Genomic DNA, 22,722 nt, shown 5'->3' on the forward strand with positions numbered 1-22,722 from the left:
CCCACTTGAATACAGGTAAAATCGTACAGGTCTCGGGCCCTGTGGTGGACGTTGCCTTCGGCACGCCGCCCCTGCCCCATATCCGCGAGGCGCTGACCGTCACCGTCGGCGGAAGCCAGCACGTGATGGAAGTCTCGCAGCATTTGAACGACCACACCGTCCGCTGCGTCATGCTGGCCGCCAGCGAGGGCCTGGCCCGCGGCATGGAGGTGCAGGCCCCCGGCCACACCATCCAGGTGCCGGTGGGCGAGGCCGTGCTGGGCCGTATGTTCAACGTGCTGGGCCAGCCCATCGACGGGGGCCAGCCCGTACCGGCCGATGTGCCCGTCAAGAGCATCTACCGCAAGCCCCCTCCCTTTGAGGAGCAGAACCCCGCCGTTGAGATCCTGGAGACCGGCATCAAGGTCATCGACCTGCTGGAGCCCTACGCCAAAGGCGGCAAGATCGGCCTGTTCGGCGGCGCCGGCGTAGGCAAGACGGTGCTGATCCAGGAGCTGATCTACAACATCGCCACCAGCCACAACGGCTATTCCATCTTCACCGGCGTGGGCGAGCGCAGCCGCGAGGGCAACGACCTGTGGCGCGAAATGAACGAGAGCGGCATCGCCGACAAGACCGCCCTGGTCTTTGGCCAGATGAACGAATCCCCCGGCGTCCGTATGCGGGTGGCTTTGTCGGGCCTGACCATGGCCGAGCACTTCCGGGATGAGGAGCACAAGGATGTGCTGCTGTTCATCGACAACATCTTCCGCTTTGTCCAGGCCGGCAGCGAGGTATCCACCCTGATGGGCCGGATGCCCTCCGCCGTGGGCTATCAGCCCACCCTGGCCAACGAAATGGGCGAGCTGCAGGAGCGGATCACCTCCACCAAGGACGGCTCGGTCACCTCGGTGCAGGCCGTCTACGTGCCCGCCGACGACCTGACCGACCCCGCCACCGCCACCACCTTCACCCATCTGGACGCCACCACCGTTCTGAGCCGCAAGATCGTGGAGCAGGGCATCTACCCCGCCGTGGACCCTCTGGAGTCCACCTCCCGCATCCTGGAGCCCGACATCGTGGGCGAGGAGCACTACCGGGTGGCCCGCAAGGTGCAGGAGATCCTGCAAAAGTACCGCGAATTGCAGGACATCATCGCCATCCTGGGCATGGATGAGCTGAGCGAGGAGGACCAGAAGATCGTCAGCCGCGCCCGCAAGGTGCAGCGCTTTTTGTCCCAGCCCACCCATGTGGCCGAAAAGTTCACCGGCATCCCCGGCGTCTACGTTCCCCTGAGCGAGACGGTCAAGGGCTTTGCCGCCATTGTGGACGGCCAGATGGACCAGTACCCCGAGGCTGCCTTCTTCAACGTGGGCACCATCGAGGAAGTGCCCAGAAAAGCCGCCAAGATCGAGGCAGGTGAGCTGTGATGAACACCTTCCATCTGCGTGTGCTGGCCTCGGATGACCTGTTCTTTGAGGGCGAGTGCGACAATCTGGTCGTTCCCTGCCCCGACGGCTCCTTTGGCATCCAGGCCTGGCACGCCAACATGATCTCGGCCGTTTCCCCCGGGGAACTGCGCTACCGCCCTGCCGACGGCGACCAGGCCAGCCAGGAGCAGATCGCCGCCGTTTCCTCGGGCCTGGTCAAGGTGGAGAACAACGACGTGCTGGTGCTGGTGGATACCGCCGAGCACCCCGAGGAGATCGACGCCAACCGGGCCCGCCGGGCCGCCGACGCGGCCAAAGAGGCCCTGCTGCAAAAGCGCAGCATCCAGGAATACAAGGTGGCTCAGTACAACCTGGCCCGCGCCATGAGCCGGCTGCGGGTGCACAGCGACTTTGAGAACCGCCGCTGACTGCTTTTCTTCCCCCGTCCTTTGCAAGGGACGGGGGATTTTTGCTTTTGCTGCAATCTTTTGCCTGCAAGGACCGTATTCAAGATAGAGAGTTCCCTTGTCGATGATCCAAGAGAGGTGATCCGCATGAGATTTGCAAGGTTTTTCGTTCCGGCAGCCTGTCTGGCGCTGGCAGGGGCCATGCTGACGGGGTGCGCTCCCACCGTCCAGCCCGGCCCTTCTTCCAGCGGCGGCAGCAGCAGCCAGACCTCCGATCCCGCCCCTGCGGCAGACAGCCGCCTGGACGATGGGGTGCTGCGCTTTCTGGGCGCCTTTGAAAATTATGGAGGCGGCACCTTGCTGCAGGGCGATCGGGTGATCTACCGCGCCACCCCCGCCGAGTCCATCAGCCTCTTGTACGATGTGGACACCGGCGCCCAGGCCGGCTGGCTGCTGGCCACCAACGATCCCGACGGCACCCGGCGCACCGATGTCTATGACACGGAGGGAAATCTGCTGTGGTCCGGCCCGGGGAACTACGCCGCCTCCATCTCCCGGCAGCTGCTGGCCCTCTCCCCCGGCACCCTCTACGACGGCAGCGGCATCGGTTCGGACAGCGGCTCCGGCCCCAAGCTGATCCGCCTGTCGGACGGCGCCGAGCTGCCCCTGCCCGCGGGAACGGTCAGCTGCTATATGGTATACGGTGGCTATACCGTCGTCAATGTACCCGGCAGTGCCCAGGAAGCGGACGGCTACACCCCCACCAACGCCATCCTGCTGGGGCCCGACGGTTCCCAGCTGCAGGTGTTTGAGAACTGCTCGGTCTATGAGCCCGGCTACGAAGGGTCGGACGGGTGGCTCTGCGTCCACCCCTTTGGCCAGAGCAGCATCCACCTCTACCGCCCCGCAGACGGCGCGGTGATCGAGGGCTACCGGAGCTTCTGCGGGGACGGCTATGTCTGCTGCGAGGCGGGGGATGGCCGCTACTACGTCCGCTCGGTGGATGACCCCACCCCTCTGGCCGACTATGGCTCCTCCTGCCTGCTCTATCAGCCCGGGGGCCTCACCCTGCTGGGCTACGACGAGACATCCAACGCGCCTTTGCTGGTCATGCCGGACGGCGTCACCCACCCTTTGCAGGATTTCGGGTCCTATGTCATCGAGGAGGACGGGATGGGCTTTCTGCTGGCCGACGGGACCCTGCTGCTCTACGGCCCCGACGGCAGCCAAACGTCCTTTGCGGTGAAGGCCCAGCCGGGCTCCACCCTGACCCTGGCCTCGCTGGACAGCGGCTATGCCCTGCTGCTGGGCCATGACAGCGACTACAACCTGGTGGAAATGCAGATCTGGAACGAGGACGGCCTGCAGGCGGGTTCCTATGCCCCCAGCGGGCTGGGATATGAGTATTCCTCTGTCTATTACCTGGCCACCGGCCCCGACGGCCCCCTTTACGCCGCGCTGCGGCAGGGCATCGGCGGCAGCTGGCTGTACGACGTCCTCGACCACACCGGCCAGCCGGTCCTGAAAGGCCTGGCCAGCGTGGTCAGCGGCAGTGTCGCAAGTCTGCCCGAGGGCTGCTTTATGGCCCGGCGCGGCTTTGAGCAGGGCTTTATGGACGCCGAGGGCCAGTGGCTCTATCACGAAAGCATCTTTGACGCCGTAGGGGACGAAGACCCTGCCGCCTGGTGAACACAAGGAGGTATATGCCATGACCGATCGACCCATCCTTTCCCGACGCAGTTTTCTGGCCGCCCTGGGCCTGACCGGGGCCGCCGCCCTGCTGGCAGGGTGCGGGGGCAGCCCCGTTTCTTCTTCCAGCGAGGCACCCGCCTCCAGCGAAGCGCTCGCCTCCAGTGCGGCTTCCAGCCAGGTGGAGCCCGAACCCTTTTTGACACCGGATGAGTTCCCCGGGCTGGACGGCAGCACCGCCTGCATCCCCCTGATGGCCCAGATGATGGCCGACACCACCGGCATCGACCTGGCCGAGGCCCAAAGCGCCGTCACAGTCAGCACCACCGCCTATGCCTGGGAGAACCTGGCCGTCTACGACTCCATCTATGTGCAGATGCTGCTGGTCTACGAGGCGCCCGACTATGTCAAAGATGAGATGGAACAGGCCGGCATCCCCCTGGAACAAAAGGCCGTGGGCCGGGACGCCCTGGTCTTTATCGTCAACCAGGATAACCCTGTCCAGGGCCTGACGCTGGACCAGCTGCGGGACATCTACGCGGGCCGCGTCACCAACTGGAAGGAGCTGGGCGGGGCGGACAGCCCCATCGTCGCTTTCCAGCGGGGCGAGGACAGCGGCAGCCAGACCCTGTTCAAAAAGCTGCTGATCGGGGACGGCGAACGGATGGAAGCCCCCACCGAGCTGGCCCCCGCCGCCATGGGCGAACTGGTGGACCGGGTGGCCGAGTACAACAACAGCGCCAGCGCCATCGGCTTTTCGGTCTACTATTACATCGACCAGATGTACAGCCAGCCGGGGCTGCGGCTGCTGGCCGTGGAAGGGGTGGAGCCCTCGGCCCAGACCATCGCCGACCAGAGCTACCCTCTGTGCAACGACTTTTATGCGGTCATCCGCGCTTCGGCAGCTGCCGACAGCCCCGAACGCCAGCTGTATGACTGGCTGTCCACCCCGGCGGGGGCGGCCTGCATCCGGAAAGCCGGCTATGTACCGGCCTGAAGCGGCAAGGCACATCCGCCCTTTTGACCCGAGCCCAGAGGGCTTTGGAAACACGCCCAAGAAATCCTGCCGGTTTGCCTTGACAATACCCGCCTGTCTATGTTATTCTTAGCAGGCAAGGAAACCCTGCCGCGCTGACGGAAGATGAGGGGCCGCGGCCCTTCTTTGTGGAGCGCAACCACATGCGGGCAGGGCAGATCAAAGCCGACCGTCTGGGCAGCCTTGCGCGGCATGAGCCGCGCAGCGCTGCCTTTTTGTTTTGCCAGCAAAGGAGAATGCAAGATGAAGTCCGACATCGAGATCGCCCAGGAGGCCGTTCTGCGCCCCATCACCCAGATCGCCGCTCAGCTTGGCCTGGAGGAGGACAACGTCATCCCCTACGGCCGCTACAAGGCCAAGATCGACCATCACCTGGCCGAAAAGCCCGGCAAGCAGGGCAAGCTGATCCTGGTCACCGCCATCAGCCCCACCCCCGCCGGCGAGGGCAAGACCACCACCAGCGTGGGCCTGGCCGACGCCCTGTGCGCCCTGGGCAAAAAGACCATGCTCTGCCTGCGGGAGCCTTCGCTGGGTCCCGTGTTTGGCATCAAGGGCGGCGCCGCCGGGGGCGGCTATGCCCAGGTGGTGCCCATGGAGGACATCAACCTCCACTTCACCGGGGACATCCACGCCATCGGCACCGCCAACAACCTGCTGGCCGCCATGATCGACAACAGCATCCAGCAGGGCAACCCCCTGCACATCGATCCCCGGCGCATCACCTGGAAGCGCTGCATGGACATGAACGACCGCCAGCTGCGGTTCATCGTGGACGGCCTGGGGGGCAAGGCCAACGGCACCCCCCGGGAGGACGGCTTTGACATCACGGTGGCCAGCGAAGTGATGGCTATTTTCTGCCTGGCCTCCAGCCTGCACGACCTGAAAGAGCGCCTGAGCCGGATCGTCTGCGCCTACACCTACGACGGCCAGCCGGTCACCGCGGGGCAGATCGGCGCAGCGGGGGCCATGGCCGCCCTGCTGAAGGACGCCATCGACCCCAACCTGGTGCAGACGCTGGAGCACAACCCCGCCATCATCCACGGCGGGCCCTTCGCCAACATCGCCCATGGCTGCAACAGCGTCATGGCCACCCGGCTCAGCCTGGCCCTGGCCGACTATGTGGTCACCGAGGCGGGTTTTGGCGCCGACCTGGGCGCCGAAAAGTTTCTGGATATCAAGTGCCGGGCTGCGGGCATCGCTCCCTCGGCCTGCGTGCTGGTGGCCACCGTCCGGGCCCTCAAGAGCCACGGCGGCGTAGCCAAGGCCCAGCTGAACCAGCCCGACCCCGACGCCGTCCGGGCCGGCCTGGCCAATCTGGGCCGCCACATCGAGAACATGAAGGACAATTTCGGCCTGCCTGTGGTGGTGGCGGTCAACGCCTTCCCCACCGACACCGCCGAGGAGCAGGCCATCGTGGCGGATTACTGCGCCGGCCTGGGCGTCAAATGCGTCCTGAGCGAAGTCTTTGCCAAGGGCGGCGAGGGCGGCAAGGCCCTGGCCCAGGCGGTGCTGGACAGCATGGAGGACCGTCCCATCCACTTCACCTATCCCCTGGAGGCTTCCCTGCGGGATAAGATCGGCGCGGTGGCCTCCAAGATCTACCGTGCCGACGGGGTGGACTACACCCCCGCCGCCGCCAAGACCCTGGATGAGCTGACCGCCATGGGCTATGGCAGCTTGCCCGTCTGCATCGCCAAGACCCAGTACAGCTTCAGCGACAACGCCAACCTCAAGGCCGCTCCCACCGGCTTCCGCCTGAACGTCCGAGAGGTGCGCCTGGCCGCCGGCGCGGGTTTTGTGGTGGTGATCTGCGGCAGCATCATGACCATGCCCGGTCTGCCCAAAGTCCCCGCCGCCGTCAACATCGACGTCACCGACGACGGCAGGATCACCGGCCTGTTCTGAGTTTTTCCTCCTTCTTTACCATAAAAAGGCCCCCGTCCCAAAGGACGAGGGCCTTGCTGTAAGTTAGACGTAGTTTTCCAGCGGATTCCCTCCGGCAGGGGAATTTCGCACAATTTCCTCCTTTTCTCCTCTTGACACCGGACCCATTGTGATGTATATTACCTTGTATCAAGTTTTTGAAAAACCTATAAAACGCTTACAACAACCTTTCCTGTCCGGCAAATCCGGGAGAGAACCGAAAGGATGATTCCATTATGAGTACTTCTGCCGCTTGTCCCCGCCGCCGCCACCTCCTCTATATCAAGGACCCGGCCAGCGCCATCACCCACTTTATTGCAGCCATCGGCTTTGGGGGCGCCAGTGTGCCCCTGCTCATCAAAGCCTGCCAGACCGGCCGGCCCCTGGCGGTGTTCGCCATGGCGGTCTATGCCGCCAGCCTCATCGCGTTGTATGCGGCCAGCACCGCCTATCACACCGTGGCGCCCGGCAGCGCCCACGAGCCGCTGCTGAAAAAGATCGACCACATGATGATCTTTGTGCTGATCGCAGGCAGCTACACCCCGGTCTGCCTGCTGGCTCTGCCCACCTTTGTGGGCGGGCTGCTGCTGGCCGTCATCTGGGGCTGCACCATTTTGGGGGTGTGCTTCATGTTCCTGCTGGTGCACTGCCCCAAGTGGATCTCCTCGGTGCTGTATATCGCCATGGGCTGGGCCTGCATCTTTGCACTGCCCCAGCTGCTCAGCTGCCTGTCCCCTGCCTGCTTTGGATGGCTGCTGGCCGGCGGCCTGCTCTACACGGCGGGTGGCGTCATCTATGCCTGCAAGCACCCCGGCTTTGAGCGGCGCCACCCCAACTTCGGGATGCACGAGATCTTCCACCTGTTCGTGATGGCGGGCAGCTTGTGCCACTATATCGTCATGTACGTCTATATGCTGGGCTGAACGCCCACTTCTGCCGCTGCGGCCTCCACAGGCTGCGGCGGCTTTTTGTTTGGTATCCGCTCTTGTATCCCAGCCCGGACCATGGTATTATTAAAATGTACATACAGCGCACCCGCTTTTGTGTCCAGCCCATTTTTCCACAGAAAGGATGTTGCACCATGAAGGAAAATGTTTCCCGCCCGGCGCGCAGCCGCCTGCGTCGCACCGAAGAACGTCTGAAATACATCCTGCGAGAACAGATCGCCGAGCTTGCCAGCCTGCTGGAGGTGGTCATCTCGGTGCTGGTGCTGCTGGGCCTGCTCATCAGCGCGGTGCCGGTGGCCCGGGAGATGCTGTCCCTGTGGAGCAGCGGCAGCACCGACGCCTTCCAGACCTTCCTGGGACACGCCTTCAACCTGGTCATCGGCATCGAGTTCATCAAGATGCTGTCCAAGCACAGCCCCGGCAGCGCCCTGGAGGTGCTGCTGTACGCCATCGCCCGCAATATGATCCTGGGCCATGGCTCCACTATGGACAACCTGCTGGGCGTATTCTCCATCGGGCTGATCTTTGTGATCCGGAAATTTCTGTTCGTGCCCTCCTTTGGCTCCAGCCGGCCGGGCAGTGAGGTGATCCGCCCTTCCGTTCCCGCCGCACCGGACACCAAGGCCCCGGATGACGCCCCTGTCCCCTGACCATCCCGGCGCCGTTTCAACGCAAAACACCTGCCGATGCTTTTCCACATCGGCAGGTGTTTTTGACACAAAAAGAAATATGACCGGCTGGATACAACCGGTCATATTGGTGGTTGCGGGGGCTGGATTTGAACCAACGACCTTCGGGTTATGAGCCCGACGAGCTACCGGACTGCTCCACCCCGCGCTATCTTTGATCTGCACCCTTCGGCTTTGTTTGGAAGCCGTATCGCTTGGTGCTCCATTATAATAGCACAGGGCAGGGGAAATGTCAATAGATTTCGGAGAAATTTTTTGGCAGAGTCGCCAGAAGGTCATCTGCGGCGGCGGCGCACGATCACCACCACAGCCACGACAGCCGCCACCAGCAGCACCACAGGCCACAGGCCCGCCAGCAGCACCAGGACTGCGGACGCCCCATGGATGAAGTTCTGCCAGCCCTCGGCAAAGGCTGTGCCCAGCCGCTCCAGGAAGGAACCGCCGGTGGGGGTGTATGTCTCCACCTCCTGCAGGGTGACGGTGACGGTGCAGCTGGCAATCTGGTCGTCGTACCAGTCCAGCTGGCCCTGCCAGCTCTCCAGCTGATACTCCACGTCGGACAGCTGGGCTTCGATGTCCAGCAGATCGGACAGGGTGGCGGCGCTGGCCTGCAGCTCCCGCAGGCGGTCCCGCTGGCCTTCCAGGTTGGCGATCCGGCCGGCCACGTCGGTGTACTGGGCCGTGACATCGTCAGCCCGCTGGTACTTGTTCACCAGGCTGCCGGTCTGGCCCGCCGCCTCCAGAAAGCTCTCGTAGTTGGCTTCGGGCACCCGCAGCGTCATGGACAGGGTGCGGGCTTCGCCGGTGTAGTTGGATTCGCTGCTGCTCTCCATCCAGCCGCCGGCGTCGGCCAGGGCCTGCTCCAGACTGGCGCGGGCCCCTTCGTAGTCTTTGGTCTCCAGGGTCAGGTCTGCGGTGTAGATGATCTTGTCCCCGGCCAGGGCGCTCTCGGTGCCGGCGGCACTGCGGGCCGCAAGGTCACCGTTGGCCATGTCCAGGCCATAAGTAGCCATCTGGGGCGCGCTGGCCAGGGCCGTACTGGACGCCGCGCCGCCAGACCGGAGGCTCATGGTATCGATGCCGCTGCCTGCGGGGCCAAGGGCCTGCAGGCCCACCACGGCCACTGCCGCACAGGCCGCGATCCCGGCGGCCCACCGCTTCCAATGGGGAAAGCGGACCGCCCTGCCTTTGGTCTTTGTGTCTTGGGATACGGGGGTATGGGAAGTGCTCTGGGGCTGGGGTTTGGGCTGCATGGCAAGCAGACGGGCTTTCAGCTCATCCGAAGCGTGCAGCTGGTCTACCTCCATTTTGTATTCAAACCATTTCATCCTCGATCTCCTCCTCCAGCATGGTATGTAGAAGGGCCCGCGCCCGATGCAGCCAGCTCAGCACCGTGTTGGTGGGCGCGCCCAGCATCCGTCCGATCTCCGCCGCCGTGTACCCTTCGTAATAGTGCAGATAAATGGCGTTGCGGTATTGTTCGGGCAGGGCGCGCACCGCTTCCAGCACACTGCCGTCGGCGGCCGCGGGGGCCGGCATGGTCTCATCCAGGGGCACATCCTTCTGGCTGGACGCCCGGGTCAGGTCGTGGCAGCGGTTGATGGCCACTCGCAGCAGCCACGCCTTGAGATGCTCCTCACTGGAAAAACTGCCGCGATATCTCAGCAGCTTTTCAAAGACGTCCTGGACCACGTCCTCGGCATCGGCGCTGCTGCTGCAATGATGCACCGCAGCGCGATACACCGTATCGCTGTATTTCTCCACCGCAAGGCGGAATACTTCTTCCTGACTGATACGCCACATAGTTGCTCCTTTGCCGGCATTGCAGGCCCTTTCACCTGAGATACGTTTCGCCATTGGCAAAAATTGCATCCGGGCTGCCGGTCTTTTTATCTTAATCATCCCTGGGATGTATCCGAAAACTTCCCAACGCTGGTCCATTCTGCCAAAAGCGCCATCTGCTGCGCTGCATGCGGCACTTTTGGGCGAATATCTCGGCATATTTGACTTCTCAGGTACACCCTAACGATCGTCTTTTCCTTTGATGCAGTCCTATTGTACCATGCCCGGCGCCAAAACAAAAGCCCTATTCCGGCCCGGGCGGCTGAAAAGAACTGGAAGTCCGCACAAAAAAACCCGGCAGCAGAGCCTGCCGGGCGCGGATGGGCGGTTTAAAACTGCCGCCGCCAGTTTTCTTCAAAAGCGCGCTCAAAGGCGCTCTCCTCTGCGCTGCCGGGCGCCGGGATCTCCACCGTCTGCCCCGTCCAGGAGGACAGGTAGATGGCGTTGGACAGCAGCAGGCTCTTGCGGCCCTCCTCCCAGGGGGCCAGCAGATCCTCAGGGCGGCCGGCCGCCACTGCCCGCGCAAAATCCGCCAGCACCACCCGGTAGGCCTCGGGCTCTTTCTCCATGGGCCGGTCTTCCCAGTGGGCGGCGGGCTTCTCAAAGCCGGTGCCCGGAGCGGTGCGGTATTCCATCTCGGGCTTGTCCAGCCGGGCAATCCTGACCCCGTCGGGCTGGCAGAGGATCAGGCCGTCATCCAGGGCGATCTCCAGCCGGTTGACCCCCGGGGCTTCCCCGGTGGATGCCACAAAGACGCCGGTGGCCCCGCCCGGCCACTCCAGATAGGCGGTGGCCTCATCCTCCACCGGGATGGGATGGTACTTGCCGTTGTGGCAGAACGCACGGGTGCGGGCGGGCATACCGCAGATCCACTGGAGCATATCCAGGTTGTGGGGGCACTGGTTGAGCAGAGTGCCGCCCCCATCCTTTTCCCAGCTGCCGCGCCAGCCGCTGCCTGCGTAGTAGGCGTTGGAGCGGTACCAGTCGGTCACCGTCCAGCTGACCCGCTTGAGCTTGCCCAGCTCACCGCTGCGCACCAGCTGGCGGATCATCCGGTAGGTGGGGAACGTGCGCTGCTGGAACACATACCCGCACACCAGCCCTGCGGGGCGGGCCTGCTCCATCCGGCGGGCCGCCGCGCTGGCGATCCCGGCGGGTTTGTCGCAGAGCACGGCCAGCTGCCGCTGCATGGCGTCCACTGCCTGCTGCTCGTGCAGGCGGTGCGGGGTCGCGATGATCACCGCGTCCAGGGCCAGCTCTCCCCGGTCCACCGCCGCAAACAGGGCGTCCGCGGTCGGATAGACCGGCAGTCCCACCGGCAGCACCAGCCCCCGGGCGGCCAGCATCTCGGGCCGCACCCGGGTGACAGCCGCCAGTTCCATACCGGGCACCTGCCCTGCCGCCAGCAGAGCCGCATACTGGCTGCCCATATTCCCCATGCCGATGACAGCCGTACGGATCGATCCTTTCATAGCAAACGCCTCCTTCTTATGCGGCCGGGCTGGATGCTTCGCCTTCGGCCTGCACTGCGCCCAGGTTTTCCATCAGCTTGACGGCCAGCTCCTCCGCCTCCCCGGCAGGGACCCAGAGGTCGGGCTGATAGCCGCGCAATTCCTCGTAATAATCCCAGTCCTGGGGCACTACAAACAATCCGTGCCCCATCGTCACAACGCACCCGCTGTTGGGCAGTTGGACATGATAGGCGGCCGACGCCACCTGCGCTCCCCAGGTATTTTCTCCGATGAAAAGGACATTTTCCACATTGTGCGCCATATCCACAAACGTCTCTGCCGCCGACGCAATATTTTTGCTGGTCAGGACGATCAGTACACGGTCGTTTTCGATCCAGCCGTCCTCGGCCCCGCTCCCACCGGAAAAGACATTCATCAAATATTGGTTCCTGTACATGGGACGTTCTGTATCCGTATAGGTATACTGACGCAGCCATGTGTTCCCTACGCTATCCGAGCCGCCCAGATTGGCCCGCAGATCCACGATCCCTACCGGATATCTCGCAACCATGATGGCGCCCACTGCGATCTCGTCCATAGCGCCATTGTAACTGGAATCGATCGTAAATACCGGGATCTCTCCGTCCTTGTGGTATTCGGTAATGGTATCCCCTTCGATCTGCTCCTTGTACCGCTCGAACGGCTCGGCGGTCAGGGTCTGGGCGCTGCCGTCGGTATAGTGGATGGTCAAGGTCACATCACCGGCCTGGAGCCCGTCCTCTTCGAGCAGGATAGGATAGTAGACGATCTCCCCTTCCGGTGAGATGGAACGTTTGAACAGCTCGTCCAGATCCTCGTACCCATCCACCGACGCCACCCGCTTGCCATCCTCACGGATGTAGCCGTCCTCCATCCGGTAAAAAGCCGACTCGCGGAAAAAGAAAGGGACTTTCCACGGGTTTGGTCTCTGGCCGTTGACCGCAAAATGCCCATCCTCAAAAAAGCGCAGCCCTTCCAGCAGAAGGTCTTGCACTTCGGCGGCGGTCCAGCTCTCCTTTTCCTCCAGCCGGGCCTGCAGTTCCGCCTTATGCCGGCCGAATGTCTCGTCCCCGCCGAAAAAATCGTAAGGGCCGTACAGAGTACGGAACGCGTCGAACAGGTATTCCATATCCTCCGTGGCCTGGGCGGCGGTCACCACGGTGTCCGGGTCAAAGGCCGTCTGCTCGCCGCCGGTAAAGTAGTCCACCGTTTCCTCATCCGGCGCCGGACGTATCATATATTGGCTCGCATCCACCTGCGGCTTGGTCACCGCCTGATGGGATGCATTGGTCTCGGCCAGCAGCTCGTCCAGGGTGGGCTGGGGCGGCAGATCCGGGGCCGAAGCGCAGCCCGCCAGCAGGCAGGCCGCCAGGACCAGGGCACAGCTCTTTATGAATCCGTTCACATTGCATTCCTCCTTTTTGACGTAGGTGCCGGCAAGAAACCGTACGATCCCAGTATAGCACGGCGGCTGGCCCACTGGCAAGCGAGATACAGTGAACAGGCGGTTTTGCCTTCAAACCGGCAAGGCTTTCCTGTTATAGGAAAAGGCCCCGCAACTTGATCGTTGCGAGGCCTTCTCTGGAGCTAGTGACAGGAGTTGAACCTGCAACCCACTGATTACAAATCAGTTGCGCTGCCATTGCGCCACACTAGCAGAAGCTATTACCCAGATAGTATACCACTTCGGCGGCGTTTTGGCAAGAAGAATTTATCGGCCTGCCCGCAGGGCGGCGTCCACGGCTGCAAAATCCTCCAGCGTCAGCTGTTCGGGGCGCACCCGCGGGTCCAGCCCGGCATCCTGGAGCGCCTGGGCCACCTCCTGGCGGGACAGGCCCAGCCCTGCCGCAATGGCATTGGCGGCGGTCTTGCGGCGCTGGCCAAAGGCGGCCCGCACCAGGGCAAAGTAAGCGCCCTCATCCGGCACCTGCACCGCAGGGGTGGGGCGGATATCCAGCCGGACCACCGCGCTGGTGACCTTGGGCGCCGGGTAAAAGCTGCCCGCCTGCACCGTGAACATCACCCGGGGCTGGGCAAAATACCGCACAGCGCAGCTGACGGCGCCGCTGGCCCGGGTGCCGGGCTGGGCGGCCAGGCGCTCGGCGGCTTCCTTCTGCACCATGACGGTGATGTTTTCCACCGGCAGTTTTTCCTCCAGCAGCTTCATGATGATGGGACTGGTGATGTAGTAGGGCAGGTTGGCGCACACCACCACCGGCATCCCCTCAAATTCCCGGGCCATCAAAGCGCGCAGGTCCGTCTTGAGGACGTCCTGCAGCACCACCTGCACGTTGTCCAGGCCGGCCAGGGTCTCCTGCAATACCGGGGGCAGGCGTTTGTCCACCTCCACCGCCACCACCTTGCCCGCCCGGCTGGCGATCTCCCTGGTCAAAACGCCGATGCCGGGGCCGATCTCCAGCACCCCGTAGCGGCGGTCGATGCCTGCGGCGTCCACGATCTTGGGGGGGACCCCCGGGTTGACGATGAAGTTCTGTCCAAAGCCCTTGGAGAGGGCAAAGTCGTATTTTTCGCACAGGGTGCGGATGGTGCCAAGGTCGGTCAGCTCCATATACAAATCCTTTCTGTTGGCTGCAAAAAGACCTCCGGCAGGGCCGGGGGTCTTGGGGTGTCACATACGGACTCGGGACCGGGTCAGCCGGCCTCGCTGGAAGCAGCTTCGCTGCTGGCGGCTTCACTGGAGGCAGCTTCGCTGGAGGCGGCTTCACTGCTGGCAGTTTCACTGGAAGCGGTCTCGCTGCTGGCAGCCTCACTGCCGGCGGCCCCACTGGAGGCGGCATTCACGCCGCCCACGGTGGCGCTGCCGCTCATGGTCTGAGCCGTATTTACTGCGCGGAGGATCTGCGGATCGGTTTCCAAAGTGTAATCGTAGTAAGCGGCCTGCTCGTCGCTGGTCAGGTCACGCTCCACGTCCACCGTCAGACCCACGCTGTCAAAAGTCTCGCCGCTGGAGGGGATCAGCTGGGCCACCGTGACCACCACGGCGCTGCCGTCGCTCAGGCGCTGGGGGCTGCTCTGGATGGTGCCCTTGCCAAAGGTAGTCGTGCCCACCAGCCGGGCGCCGCTCATATCCCGCAGGCAGCTGGCAAACAGTTCGGCCGCGCTGGCGGTATTGCCGTTGACCAGGCAGACCATGGGCAGATCCACCACACTGTCCCCGCTGCTGCTGCCCAGGGCTTCCCGGGTGCCGTCCCGGCTTTCCGCCCAGGCCATCACCCCTTCGGGGCACACCAGGTCGATGCAGTTCAAAGCCACGTCCAGCAGACCGCCGGCGTTGTCGCGCAGATCGAACAGCAGGCTGGCTGCGCCTGCGTTGCGCAGGGTGCGGATGGCGTAATCCAGCTCGCTGAGAGTGGTGGCGTCAAACTGGCGGATCTTGATATAGCCTACGTCCCCCGCCGTCAGCTGGTAGTCGATGGTGGTGGTGATGTAGCTGGAACGGGTCAGATCCACCGTCTGCTCCGCCGACTCGCTGTTGAGCCAGACCAGGTTGACGGTGGTGCCTGCCTCGCCCCGCAGCCGGGCCTGGATGGCGTCGGCGCTGCTCATGGTGCGCACGTCGGCGCCGTCGATGGTGGTGATGTAGTTGCCCTTCTCCACCCCGGCCTCCTGGGCAGGGCTGCCGTCATAGACCTTCAGCACCTTGGCATAGCCGGTCTGGTCCTGGGCCACCTCGACGCCAATGCCCATCAGGACGCCGTTCTGGATATCCAGCAGCTCGGCATAGGCCTCGGCGGTATAGTAGCGGGCATACCGGTCCCCGGTGCCCAGCAGGTAGCCCGACGAAATGGTGTCGTACAGCCGGGTCTCGTCGATGGTGTAGTAGTCGTTGCTGCGGACATAGCGGTCCAGCTCGGAGATCTTGTTGTACATGCTCTCCTTTTCCTTGACGCTGCTGACGGTGCTGTCAAACAGCCGCATGGCCAGCAGCATGGTGACCGAGAATGTCACGGTCATCGCCAGGATCACAATGGTCAGCATCATCCCGACCGATATCTTTTTGTTCATCGGTGCCTCCTATCAGCCCAGCAGCATCAGCAGGGTGCTGCCCAGCAGGGACAAAGCCAGCAGGACTGCCAGCACGATGCAGGCTGCGCGCTGAAAACGCTTGTGCTTATCGGTTCTCATGGATTCTTTCCGCCTCTCTCTATTTGCTGTTCAAAATTCAGATGGGGACATAGCTGCGGGGGTTGACGCGGCCGGCGTTGGTCTTGCCCTGCCACACCTCCAGGTGGAGGTGGTTGCCGGTGGAGTTGCCGGTGGAGCCCACATACCCGATCACATCGCCCTGGTTGACATAGGTGCCCTGTTTTGCGGCGATGCGGCTCATATGGCCGTACAGGGTGGAGTAGGCCTTGCCGTCCCCCATGGTACCGTGGTAGATCACCACATAGTTTCCGTAGCCGCCGGTGCTCCAGCCGGCCACCGATACATAGCCGCTGGCGGCCGCATAGATGGGCGTGCCGCCCGGCGCCGCAAAGTCGATGCCGCCGTGCAGCTTGTACACCCCGGTGACGGGGTTGGTGCGGTAGCCGTACTCCGAGGAGATGCGGCTGTAACTGCGCAGCGGGCAGATAAAGCCGGTGAAGCTCAGTTCGCTCTGCTTGGACGCTGCCGCGGAGATGATGGCCTGGATCTGTCCCTGGACGGCCTCGTAGTCCATCTCATCCGACTCGATGGCCTCCTGGGCGGCCTTTTGGGCGGCCTCCGCCTCCTCCTGGGTCAGCTGCGCCTGGGAGATGCTGGCGGTCAGCTCGCTCTGCTTGGCCTTCATCTGGTAGTTTTTGGCGTCCAGATTGGCCTTCTGGGTCTCCAGGGAAGCCTTTTCGCTGGCCAGCTGCTGGTAATCGTTTTCCAGTTCCTGTTTGGCGGCTTCCAGCTCGTCCAGCATCTGGGTCTCCTTGACCGAGATATCCTGCATCATCTCATTGAAGGTGAGCAACTGGTACAGGTCGGTGACCGCCGACAGCATCGCCACGCTGCCGCCTTCCCGCAGTTCCTGCATAGCGCCCATAAAGGTCTTGAAGTCGTCCCACTGGTTTTCGATGTCCAGTTCTTTCTGGTCGATCTCGGCCTGCTTGGCCGTGATCTGCTGCTGCTTCTGACCGATGGCGTTCTGCACCTGGGCGATCTCCCCGGCCAGCACAGAGATCTGGCTCTGGATCACCTGGACCTGCTGGCGCAGATCCTCCTCCAGCGCAGCGGCGGCGTTCTCCCGTTTTTTGGCGTCGGCCAGCTCCTGCCGGTGCTGGGCCATGCTGGACTGGATCTCCTCCAGCTGCTTTTGCAGGTCAGAGACACTGGCCGCCGACACCGCCGGCGGTACGCTGCCGATGGCGGCCATCAGGCACAGCGATGCGGTCAGCAGGCTGACCGTCCGACGCAGCCGCGCGCCCAGCCGGGACTTCTTGGCGTGTTTTGCCCTCTTCACCGAAAGACCCCCTTTGTTCAAGCGTTTTGGATCACACGTTCAGATGCTTGCGGATGGAGAACAGGCTGCCCAGGCCGCCCACCAGGCCGCCGCCCAGCAGGCTGCTGCTGAGCACGGTGGACCACACGGCGTCCAGAGGCACCAGCGAGGTACCCACCAGCACATCCCATACGCCGCTCAGCCCGTCGGCCGCCCCTACCAGGTAGGCATACAGGGCCAGGACACCGCCCGAGGAGATGGCGCCCGCGATCAGGCCCATCGCCAGACCCTCCACCAGGAAAGGCAGGGTCACCAGCCAGTTGGTGGCGCCCACATACTTCATGATCTCGATCTCGCGGCGGCGGGCAAAGACGCTCAGGCGTATGGTGCTGCCCACCGTGATGACGCTGACCACCATCAGAACCAGCACAAAGGCGCGGCCCATCCGGGTGACGCCCTGCTGGATCTCCACAAAGATGCTGCCCATCTCCACCGGGGCCGTCACCTTGACCACCCCGGGGATCTTTTCCATCTGGCTGCTGATGCTGCTCAGCTGCCCCAGGTCCGAAACGGTGACCCGGTAGTTCGCTTTAAAGGGATTGTCGTTTTCAAATTCGTCCCACAGGGAGGCATACTCCTCCATGTAGCTCTCATAGGTGTCCAGCACATCCTGCTTGGACATATAGCTGACGTTGCTCACCCCGTTGATGGCAGAGATCTGCTGGCCCACCGCCTGGGCGGTGGCGTCGTCGCAGGCGGGGTCCAGAAAGACCACCGTCTCGTTCTGCCGGCCCAGATAGCCGATCATGCTGTCCACATTGACCTCTACCAGACTGGCCAGGGTATTCAGGCTCATACAGACCGCCAGGGACGCCACGCACGCAATGGTCATGGCCCAGTGGGTGCCCAGGTTGCGCAGGCCGCGCCCGGTCAGGAAACCAAAGGTCGAAAGTTTCATACCAGCACCCCCTCTTGGACGGCGGGCACATCCGAAACGATCCTGCCATGATTCAGCGTGACCACCCGCTGATGGAACCGGTGCACCAGCTCATGCTCGTGGGTGACCACCAGCACCGTGATGTTGCCCTCGCGGCTGACCCGCTCCAGCAGCTCCATCATCTCCAGGCTCAGCTCGGGGTCGATGTTGCCGGTGGGCTCGTCCGCAATGACCAGCTTGGGTGCGTGTACCAGTGCCCGGGCCACCGCCACCCGCTGCTGCTCGCCGCCCGACAGGTAATCGGGGTAGCTGTTGGCCTTGTCCTCCAGGTGGACCAGCTCCAGCATATAGGGCACCCGCTGTTCGATCTCCTTTTTGGAGATGTTGGTCACGTGCATGGCAAAGGCCACGTTCTCATACACCGTCATGCTGGGGATCAGCCGGAAGTCCTGAAAGATGATCCCCATCTGGCGGCGGATAAAGGGGATCTTGTGCCGGCGCAAAGCCGCCACGTCGTTGCCGTTGACAAAGACCTTGCCCTCGGTGGGGACGATCTCCCGCAAGATCAGCTTGAGCAGGGTGGATTTGCCCGCGCCCGAGTGCCCCAGCAGAAAGACGAACTCACCGGGGTCCGCCTGGAAGTCGATGTCCTCCAGAGCCAGCCGGCCGCCCTTTTTATATTCCATGGATACGTGTTCAAATTTTACCATCGGTACATCTGGCATGTCTGTACGTCTCCGTTATGTATAAATTTCCGCGTTTTATGCCCGCAGGCAAAGGAAAGACCGGCCGCGCGGTGGCACGCTGGCCGGTCCGCACCGACGCGCGGAGCGCCGGGGTGCTTGCATCAATATTTGGCGGGGTTGTTGGACAGGTACTTTTTGACCATCAGCGCCACCTTGAACACGATGGCGTCGTCGAATTCCCGCAGGTCCAGCCCGGTGAGCTTTTTGATCTTCTCCAGCCGGTAGACCAGGGTATTGCGGTGCACGAACAGGCCGCGGCTGGTCTCGGACACATTCAGATTGTTTTCAAAAAAGCGCTGGATGGTGAACAGGGTCTCCTGGTCCAGGCTCTCGATGCTGCCCTGCTTGAACACCTCTTTCAGGAACATCTCGCAGACGGTGGTGGGCAGCTGATAGATCAGGCGGGCGATGCCAAGGTTGTCGTAGCGGATGATCTGCTTTTCAGTGTCGAACACCTTGCTGACCTCCATGGCGATCTGGGCTTCCTTGAAGCTGGTGGCCAGGTCCTTGACATTGGAGATGGGGGTGCCGATGCCCACCACTGCCTTGATATAGTGTTCCCCGGACAGGGTGTCCACGATGCTGGCGGCCAGCTTTTCCATATCCACGCGGTCGATGCCCTTGCGGATCTCCTTGACCAGCACGGTGTCGGTCTCGCTGATGTTGAACACGAAGTCCTTCTGCTTATCCGGGAACAGGCTGCTGACCACGTCATAAGCCGAGATGTCCCCGCCCGACACCACCCGGACGATGAACACCACCCGGGACACATCGGTGGCAAAGTGCAGCTCCCGGGCCTTGGCATAGATGTCCCCGGGCAGGATGTTGTCCAGCACTACATTCTTGATGAAGTTGGCTTTGTCGAACTTTTCGTCGTGATACTGCTTGATGCTCTGCAAGCTGATCGCCAGCACCGCCGCAAACTGGCTCGCCACCTCGTCCGCGCCCTCCACAAAGACGGCGTAGTCATTGTGCTTTGCGCTGGAGAACTGCTGGTAGCTGTAGCCGCCCCGGGCAAAGCTGTCCTTGCCAGACATACGCTCGGCCACAAAGTCCTCCTGCACTTCGCCGATCAGATTCAGCTCCGAGCAGGCGATCACGGCGCCAGTCTCATCCACCACACCTACCACACGGTCGATCGCGTCCTTCATCTGGTAGATCACGCTCTGAAATACTCTGTTGGCCATAAACGCATACCCCTTTTCCTCGATTGTGCCGGCGGTGGAAGATCGGATTGGCATATTTCCACAATTTCGCCGCACTACAATCTATATTTTACACAAAAGAATTTACTTTTGCAACATATTTCACCAAAAAAGATTGCATTCTCTTGGTGAAATTATCTCCCAGGGCATTTTTTCGGCCAAAAACCACTTGAAACCGTGGTTCTGACCTCTATTTTAGCGGTAAAATGTGATGCTTGTTTGAAAGTCTGGTGAAAGCCGGCCCCCTCACCGGCCCGCGATGGCGGCCACTTCGGCCTCGGTCAGCTCCCGCCACTGGCCGGGGGCCAGGTCCTGGTCCAGCCAGACGCTGCCGATGGCCTCCCGGTGCAGCTGGTCCACCCCGGCCCCATACACCCCGAACATCCGCTTGATCTGGTGGTAGACGCCCTGGTGCAGCACCACCCGCACCGTCCTGCCGTCCGCCGTCAGGGGGGAAACTTCGGCCGGGGCCAGCTGCACCCTGTCGGCCAGCACCACTCCCCGGGCAAAGCCCTCCGCCATCTCCCGGGTCAGGGGGGTGTCGATGGTCACCCGGTAGGTCTTGGGCACATGGTGCCTGGGGGCCAGGATATCATGGGCAAAAGCCCCGTCGTCGGTGATGAGGACAAAGCCGGTGCTGGTCTTGTCCAGCCGGCCCGCCGGGAACAGCTCGCGTCTCGGATAGGCGCTGTGCACCAGATCCACCACGGTGGTGTCCCGCTTGTCAGCCGAGGCGCTGACCACCCCTGCGGGCTTGTTCAGCATGATGTACACGAACGCCTGCCGGGGCCGGCTCTTGCCGTCCAGCGCAATGGAGTCCATCTCGCTGACCTGCTGTTCGGGCCTGCGGCAGACCGCGCCGTTGACGCTCACCCGCCCTTTGCGGATCAGCTCCCGGCTCTCGCTGCGGGTGCACTGGGCCGCCTCTGCAAGGTATTTATCCAGTCGCATAGAAACCCCTCTCTTTCATTTTTTGTATAGTATAGCATATTTTGCCGCCTTTGGGAATCAATTCATTGTATCCTTTAACCCCAGGATATAGTCCGAACTGACCCCATAATACCGGCACAGGGCGATCAGATGCCGGATGGGCAGCTCATTGGCCCCGCGCTCATAGCGGGCATACATGGTCTGCGAGGTGCCCAGCACCTGGGCAATCTCCTGCTGGGTCTTGTCCCGGTCCTCCCGCAAGTCCCGGATCCGCTTGACATACTCCATACCCTGCCTCCCCTTTTCAGATTAGACAAAGTATAGGTCAGTAAAGATCTTTACTATTGACTTTAGTAAATATTTGTACTAAAATAAGTCTTGTCCATCCTCTTTCGCCTTTTTCAGCCTTTTGGGGAGGTGCTGCCATGATCCCTGTCCTACTGGAAGCGCTGCGCATTTACTGGGTCTTTTATCTCTACTGCGCCCATTGGCTTCTGACACAGGTGTTTTAACTGCATACAGCGCAAAAGCCCCCGGGCCGGCCATTCCGTCATGCCGTCCCGGGGGCTTTTTGGTCGATCTGTTTTTATGCAGGGCTCAGACGCTCAGGTCCGCGTGCTGGGCCAGGGCGTCAGGGTTTGCGTCAAAGATGGGCTGGAGCACCTCTGCGAGGAACTCCTCCACCTGCTGGGGGGCGCGGCCCACAAAATTCTCGGGCACCAGACCCGCCTGGATCTCCTCCCTGGTCAGACCAAAGGCGGGATCGGCGGCGATGCGGTCCACCATATCGTTGGGCAGACCCTCCTCCTTGACCTGCTTGCCGGCGGCGATGGCGTGCTGGCGCAGCCGCTCGTGCAGCTCCTGGCGGTTGCCGCCCTTTTCCACGGCCTGCATCATGATGTTCTCGCTGGCCATGAAGGGCAGCTCTGCCATCAGGCGGCTGCGGATCACCTTGGGATAGACCACCAGCCCGTCGGTGACATTGAGCATGATGTTCAGGATCGCGTCGGCGGCCAGGAAGCCCTCCGCCATGGCGATGCGCTTGTTGGCGCTGTCGTCGAGGGTGCGCTCGAACCACTGGGTGCCTGCGGTGAAGCTGGGGTTGAGCACATCCGCCATCAGATAGCGGGCCAGGGCGCAGATCCGCTCGCACCGCATGGGGTTGCGCTTGTAAGGCATGGCGGAAGAACCGATCTGGTTCTTCTCAAAGGGCTCCTCCATCTCCTTGAAGTTGGCCAGCAGGCGCAGGTCGGTGGCAAACTTCATGCAGCTCTGGGCGATGCCGGCCAGGGCGTTGAGGATGAAGGCATCCACCTTGCGGCTGTAGGTCTGGCCCGACACCGGGATGACGGCCTTGGGGTCAAAGCCCATCTCCTGCGCGATGGAGGCATCCACGGCGCGGATCTTCGCCGCATCCCCCTTGAACAGCTCCATAAAGCTGGCCTGGGTGCCGGTGGTGCCCTTGACCCCGCGCAGCTGCAGCACGGCCAGGCGGTGGTCGATCTCGCCCAGGTCCATCACCAGCTCGTTGGCCCACAGGGTAGCGCGCTTGCCCACGGTGGTGGGCTGGGCGGGCTGGCCGTGGGTGTAAGCCATGCAGGGCATATCCTTGTAGGTCCGGGCAAAGCGGGCCAGCTTGGCCAGCACGCCGATCAGTTTTTTGCGCACCAGCTCCAGGCCCTGGCGCATGACGATGATGTCGGTGTTGTCGCCCACATAGCAGCTGGTGGCGCCCAGGTGGATGATGCCCGCCGCATGGGGGCACTGCTGGCCGTAGGCGTAGACGTGGCTCATCACATCGTGGCGCACCTGTTTTTCACGGGCGGCGGCCACATCGTAATTGATGTCGTCCACATGGGCCTCCAGTTCGGCCACCATCTCGGGGGTGATGTTGTCCAGCCCCTGGTCCATCTCGGCCCGGGCCAGGGCCACCCACAGGCGGCGCCAGGTGCGGAACTTGTTGTCGTCCGAGAAGATGTACTGCATCTCGTCCGAGGCGTACCGGGTGGAAAAGGGGCTGATATAGCGGTCATGCTGGGACATT

At 62.7% G+C, this 22,722-nt stretch carries 20 protein-coding genes and 2 tRNA genes; 7 read left to right on the forward strand and 15 right to left on the reverse strand.

Features of this window, described 5'->3' with window-relative positions; translation table 11 throughout:
• Positions 1 to 5: 5 nt before the first annotated feature.
• The 7 genes from atpD (at position 6) to B5E66_RS07175 (ending at position 8,061) form a co-directional block, all read left to right on the forward strand.
• Complete coding sequence (gene atpD / locus B5E66_RS07145) at positions 6 to 1,409, forward strand: F0F1 ATP synthase subunit beta (protein ID WP_087230693.1); 1,404 nt, start codon at positions 6 to 8, stop codon at positions 1,407 to 1,409.
• Positions 1,409 to 1,837, forward strand: a complete 429-nt coding sequence (gene atpC / locus B5E66_RS07150) for an ATP synthase F1 subunit epsilon (protein ID WP_087230696.1) — start codon at positions 1,409 to 1,411, stop codon at positions 1,835 to 1,837. The genes atpD and atpC overlap by 1 nt, the downstream gene beginning before the upstream one ends.
• Before the next feature lie 126 nt (positions 1,838 to 1,963).
• Positions 1,964 to 3,505: a DUF5046 domain-containing protein gene (locus tag B5E66_RS07155; protein ID WP_087230699.1), complete on the forward strand. Its 1,542-nt coding sequence runs from the start codon at positions 1,964 to 1,966 to the stop codon at positions 3,503 to 3,505.
• Between the two features lie 19 nt (positions 3,506 to 3,524).
• On the forward strand, positions 3,525 to 4,502 hold the full coding sequence (locus tag B5E66_RS07160; RefSeq protein ID WP_087230702.1) for a PstS family phosphate ABC transporter substrate-binding protein: 978 nt from the start codon (positions 3,525 to 3,527) through the stop codon (positions 4,500 to 4,502).
• Positions 4,503 to 4,784: 282 nt separating this feature from the next.
• Complete coding sequence (locus tag B5E66_RS07165) at positions 4,785 to 6,446, forward strand: formate--tetrahydrofolate ligase (protein ID WP_191425652.1); 1,662 nt, start codon at positions 4,785 to 4,787, stop codon at positions 6,444 to 6,446.
• A 254-nt stretch (positions 6,447 to 6,700) separates the two neighbouring features.
• Positions 6,701 to 7,387 carry a PAQR family membrane homeostasis protein TrhA gene (gene trhA, locus B5E66_RS07170; protein WP_087230708.1) on the forward strand — a complete coding sequence of 229 codons (687 nt, stop codon included), beginning with the start codon at positions 6,701 to 6,703 and terminating at the stop codon, positions 7,385 to 7,387.
• Positions 7,388 to 7,545: 158 nt separating this feature from the next.
• The gene (locus B5E66_RS07175) at positions 7,546 to 8,061 is read left to right on the forward strand and encodes a transporter (protein WP_143406941.1); all 516 of its coding nucleotides are present in this window, start codon (positions 7,546 to 7,548) and stop codon (positions 8,059 to 8,061) included.
• Between the two features lie 110 nt (positions 8,062 to 8,171).
• Here the strand turns inward: B5E66_RS07175 and B5E66_RS07180 are convergent.
• The 15 genes from B5E66_RS07180 to purB all read right to left on the reverse strand — a co-directional run bounded on the left by B5E66_RS07180 (position 8,172) and on the right by purB (position 22,721).
• Positions 8,172 to 8,248: transfer RNA gene (locus tag B5E66_RS07180), tRNA-Met, on the reverse strand.
• A gap of 127 nt (positions 8,249 to 8,375) precedes the next feature.
• Positions 8,376 to 9,428, reverse strand: coding sequence for a DUF4349 domain-containing protein (locus B5E66_RS07185; protein ID WP_087230711.1), 1,053 nt, complete (start codon positions 9,426 to 9,428; stop codon positions 8,376 to 8,378).
• A complete protein-coding gene (locus B5E66_RS07190) occupies positions 9,415 to 9,903 on the reverse strand; it encodes an RNA polymerase sigma factor (RefSeq protein ID WP_087230714.1) in 489 nt (162 codons plus the stop codon). Before B5E66_RS07190 ends, B5E66_RS07185 begins: the two co-directional genes overlap by 14 nt.
• A 368-nt stretch (positions 9,904 to 10,271) precedes the next feature.
• Positions 10,272 to 11,414 (reverse strand): Gfo/Idh/MocA family protein, encoded by a 1,143-nt coding sequence (locus tag B5E66_RS07195; RefSeq protein ID WP_087230717.1) that lies wholly within the window; start codon positions 11,412 to 11,414, stop codon positions 10,272 to 10,274.
• Positions 11,415 to 11,430: 16 nt separating this feature from the next.
• Positions 11,431 to 12,837 carry a S41 family peptidase gene (locus B5E66_RS07200; RefSeq protein ID WP_087230720.1) on the reverse strand — a complete coding sequence of 469 codons (1,407 nt, stop codon included), beginning with the start codon at positions 12,835 to 12,837 and terminating at the stop codon, positions 11,431 to 11,433.
• A 177-nt stretch (positions 12,838 to 13,014) separates the two neighbouring features.
• Positions 13,015 to 13,089: transfer RNA gene (locus B5E66_RS07205), tRNA-Thr, on the reverse strand.
• Between the two features lie 54 nt (positions 13,090 to 13,143).
• The gene (gene rsmA / locus B5E66_RS07210; RefSeq protein WP_087230723.1) at positions 13,144 to 14,001 is read right to left on the reverse strand and encodes a 16S rRNA (adenine(1518)-N(6)/adenine(1519)-N(6))-dimethyltransferase RsmA; all 858 of its coding nucleotides are present in this window, start codon (positions 13,999 to 14,001) and stop codon (positions 13,144 to 13,146) included.
• An 83-nt stretch (positions 14,002 to 14,084) separates the two neighbouring features.
• Entirely contained in the window at positions 14,085 to 15,458 is a 1,374-nt protein-coding gene (locus tag B5E66_RS07215; protein WP_087230726.1) for a S41 family peptidase, read from the reverse strand.
• Between the two features lie 157 nt (positions 15,459 to 15,615).
• Entirely contained in the window at positions 15,616 to 16,881 is a 1,266-nt protein-coding gene (locus B5E66_RS07220; RefSeq protein ID WP_242958123.1) for a M23 family metallopeptidase, read from the reverse strand.
• 31 nt (positions 16,882 to 16,912) lie between these two features.
• On the reverse strand, positions 16,913 to 17,818 hold the full coding sequence (locus B5E66_RS07225; protein WP_087230729.1) for a cell division protein FtsX: 906 nt from the start codon (positions 17,816 to 17,818) through the stop codon (positions 16,913 to 16,915).
• Positions 17,815 to 18,507, reverse strand: a complete 693-nt coding sequence (ftsE, locus tag B5E66_RS07230; RefSeq protein WP_087230731.1) for a cell division ATP-binding protein FtsE — start codon at positions 18,505 to 18,507, stop codon at positions 17,815 to 17,817. Before ftsE ends, B5E66_RS07225 begins: the two co-directional genes overlap by 4 nt.
• Positions 18,508 to 18,644: 137 nt before the next feature.
• Positions 18,645 to 19,730 (reverse strand): PucR family transcriptional regulator, encoded by a 1,086-nt coding sequence (locus B5E66_RS07235; protein WP_087230734.1) that lies wholly within the window; start codon positions 19,728 to 19,730, stop codon positions 18,645 to 18,647.
• A 264-nt stretch (positions 19,731 to 19,994) separates the two neighbouring features.
• Complete coding sequence (locus B5E66_RS07240) at positions 19,995 to 20,699, reverse strand: pseudouridine synthase (protein WP_087230737.1); 705 nt, start codon at positions 20,697 to 20,699, stop codon at positions 19,995 to 19,997.
• A gap of 57 nt (positions 20,700 to 20,756) precedes the next feature.
• Positions 20,757 to 20,966: a helix-turn-helix domain-containing protein gene (locus B5E66_RS07245; protein ID WP_087230740.1), complete on the reverse strand. Its 210-nt coding sequence runs from the start codon at positions 20,964 to 20,966 to the stop codon at positions 20,757 to 20,759.
• Between the two features lie 309 nt (positions 20,967 to 21,275).
• Positions 21,276 to 22,721 (reverse strand): adenylosuccinate lyase, encoded by a 1,446-nt coding sequence (purB, locus tag B5E66_RS07250; protein WP_087230744.1) that lies wholly within the window; start codon positions 22,719 to 22,721, stop codon positions 21,276 to 21,278.
• Position 22,722: the final 1 nt, after the last annotated feature.

This window comes from Faecalibacterium sp. An121, assembly GCF_002160915.1.
Classification (GTDB): domain Bacteria; phylum Bacillota; class Clostridia; order Oscillospirales; family Ruminococcaceae; genus Faecalibacterium; species Faecalibacterium avium.

What these genes read in the sequence shown, in the direction of transcription:
- B5E66_RS07155 (WP_087230699.1), top strand. Translation starts at nt 1,964, where the DNA reads ATGAGATTTGCAAGGTTTTTCGTTCCGGCAGCCTGTCTGGCGCTGGCA.
- B5E66_RS07160 (WP_087230702.1), top strand. Translation starts at nt 3,525, where the DNA reads ATGACCGATCGACCCATCCTTTCCCGACGCAGTTTTCTGGCCGCCCTG.
- B5E66_RS07240 (WP_087230737.1), bottom strand. Translation starts at nt 20,699, where the DNA reads ATGCGACTGGATAAATACCTTGCAGAGGCGGCCCAGTGCACCCGCAGC.
- B5E66_RS07165 (WP_191425652.1), top strand. Translation starts at nt 4,785, where the DNA reads ATGAAGTCCGACATCGAGATCGCCCAGGAGGCCGTTCTGCGCCCCATC.
- B5E66_RS07190 (WP_087230714.1), bottom strand. Translation starts at nt 9,903, where the DNA reads ATGTGGCGTATCAGTCAGGAAGAAGTATTCCGCCTTGCGGTGGAGAAA.
- rsmA (WP_087230723.1), bottom strand. Translation starts at nt 14,001, where the DNA reads ATGGAGCTGACCGACCTTGGCACCATCCGCACCCTGTGCGAAAAATAC.
- B5E66_RS07235 (WP_087230734.1), bottom strand. Translation starts at nt 19,730, where the DNA reads ATGGCCAACAGAGTATTTCAGAGCGTGATCTACCAGATGAAGGACGCG.
- B5E66_RS07225 (WP_087230729.1), bottom strand. Translation starts at nt 17,818, where the DNA reads ATGAAACTTTCGACCTTTGGTTTCCTGACCGGGCGCGGCCTGCGCAAC.
- B5E66_RS07245 (WP_087230740.1), bottom strand. Translation starts at nt 20,966, where the DNA reads ATGGAGTATGTCAAGCGGATCCGGGACTTGCGGGAGGACCGGGACAAG.
- B5E66_RS07215 (WP_087230726.1), bottom strand. Translation starts at nt 15,458, where the DNA reads ATGAACAAAAAGATATCGGTCGGGATGATGCTGACCATTGTGATCCTG.
- atpC (WP_087230696.1), top strand. Translation starts at nt 1,409, where the DNA reads ATGAACACCTTCCATCTGCGTGTGCTGGCCTCGGATGACCTGTTCTTT.
- ftsE (WP_087230731.1), bottom strand. Translation starts at nt 18,507, where the DNA reads ATGGTAAAATTTGAACACGTATCCATGGAATATAAAAAGGGCGGCCGG.
- B5E66_RS07175 (WP_143406941.1), top strand. Translation starts at nt 7,546, where the DNA reads ATGAAGGAAAATGTTTCCCGCCCGGCGCGCAGCCGCCTGCGTCGCACC.
- trhA (WP_087230708.1), top strand. Translation starts at nt 6,701, where the DNA reads ATGAGTACTTCTGCCGCTTGTCCCCGCCGCCGCCACCTCCTCTATATC.
- B5E66_RS07185 (WP_087230711.1), bottom strand. Translation starts at nt 9,428, where the DNA reads ATGAAATGGTTTGAATACAAAATGGAGGTAGACCAGCTGCACGCTTCG.
- B5E66_RS07195 (WP_087230717.1), bottom strand. Translation starts at nt 11,414, where the DNA reads ATGAAAGGATCGATCCGTACGGCTGTCATCGGCATGGGGAATATGGGC.
- purB (WP_087230744.1), bottom strand. Translation starts at nt 22,721, where the DNA reads ATGTCCCAGCATGACCGCTATATCAGCCCCTTTTCCACCCGGTACGCC.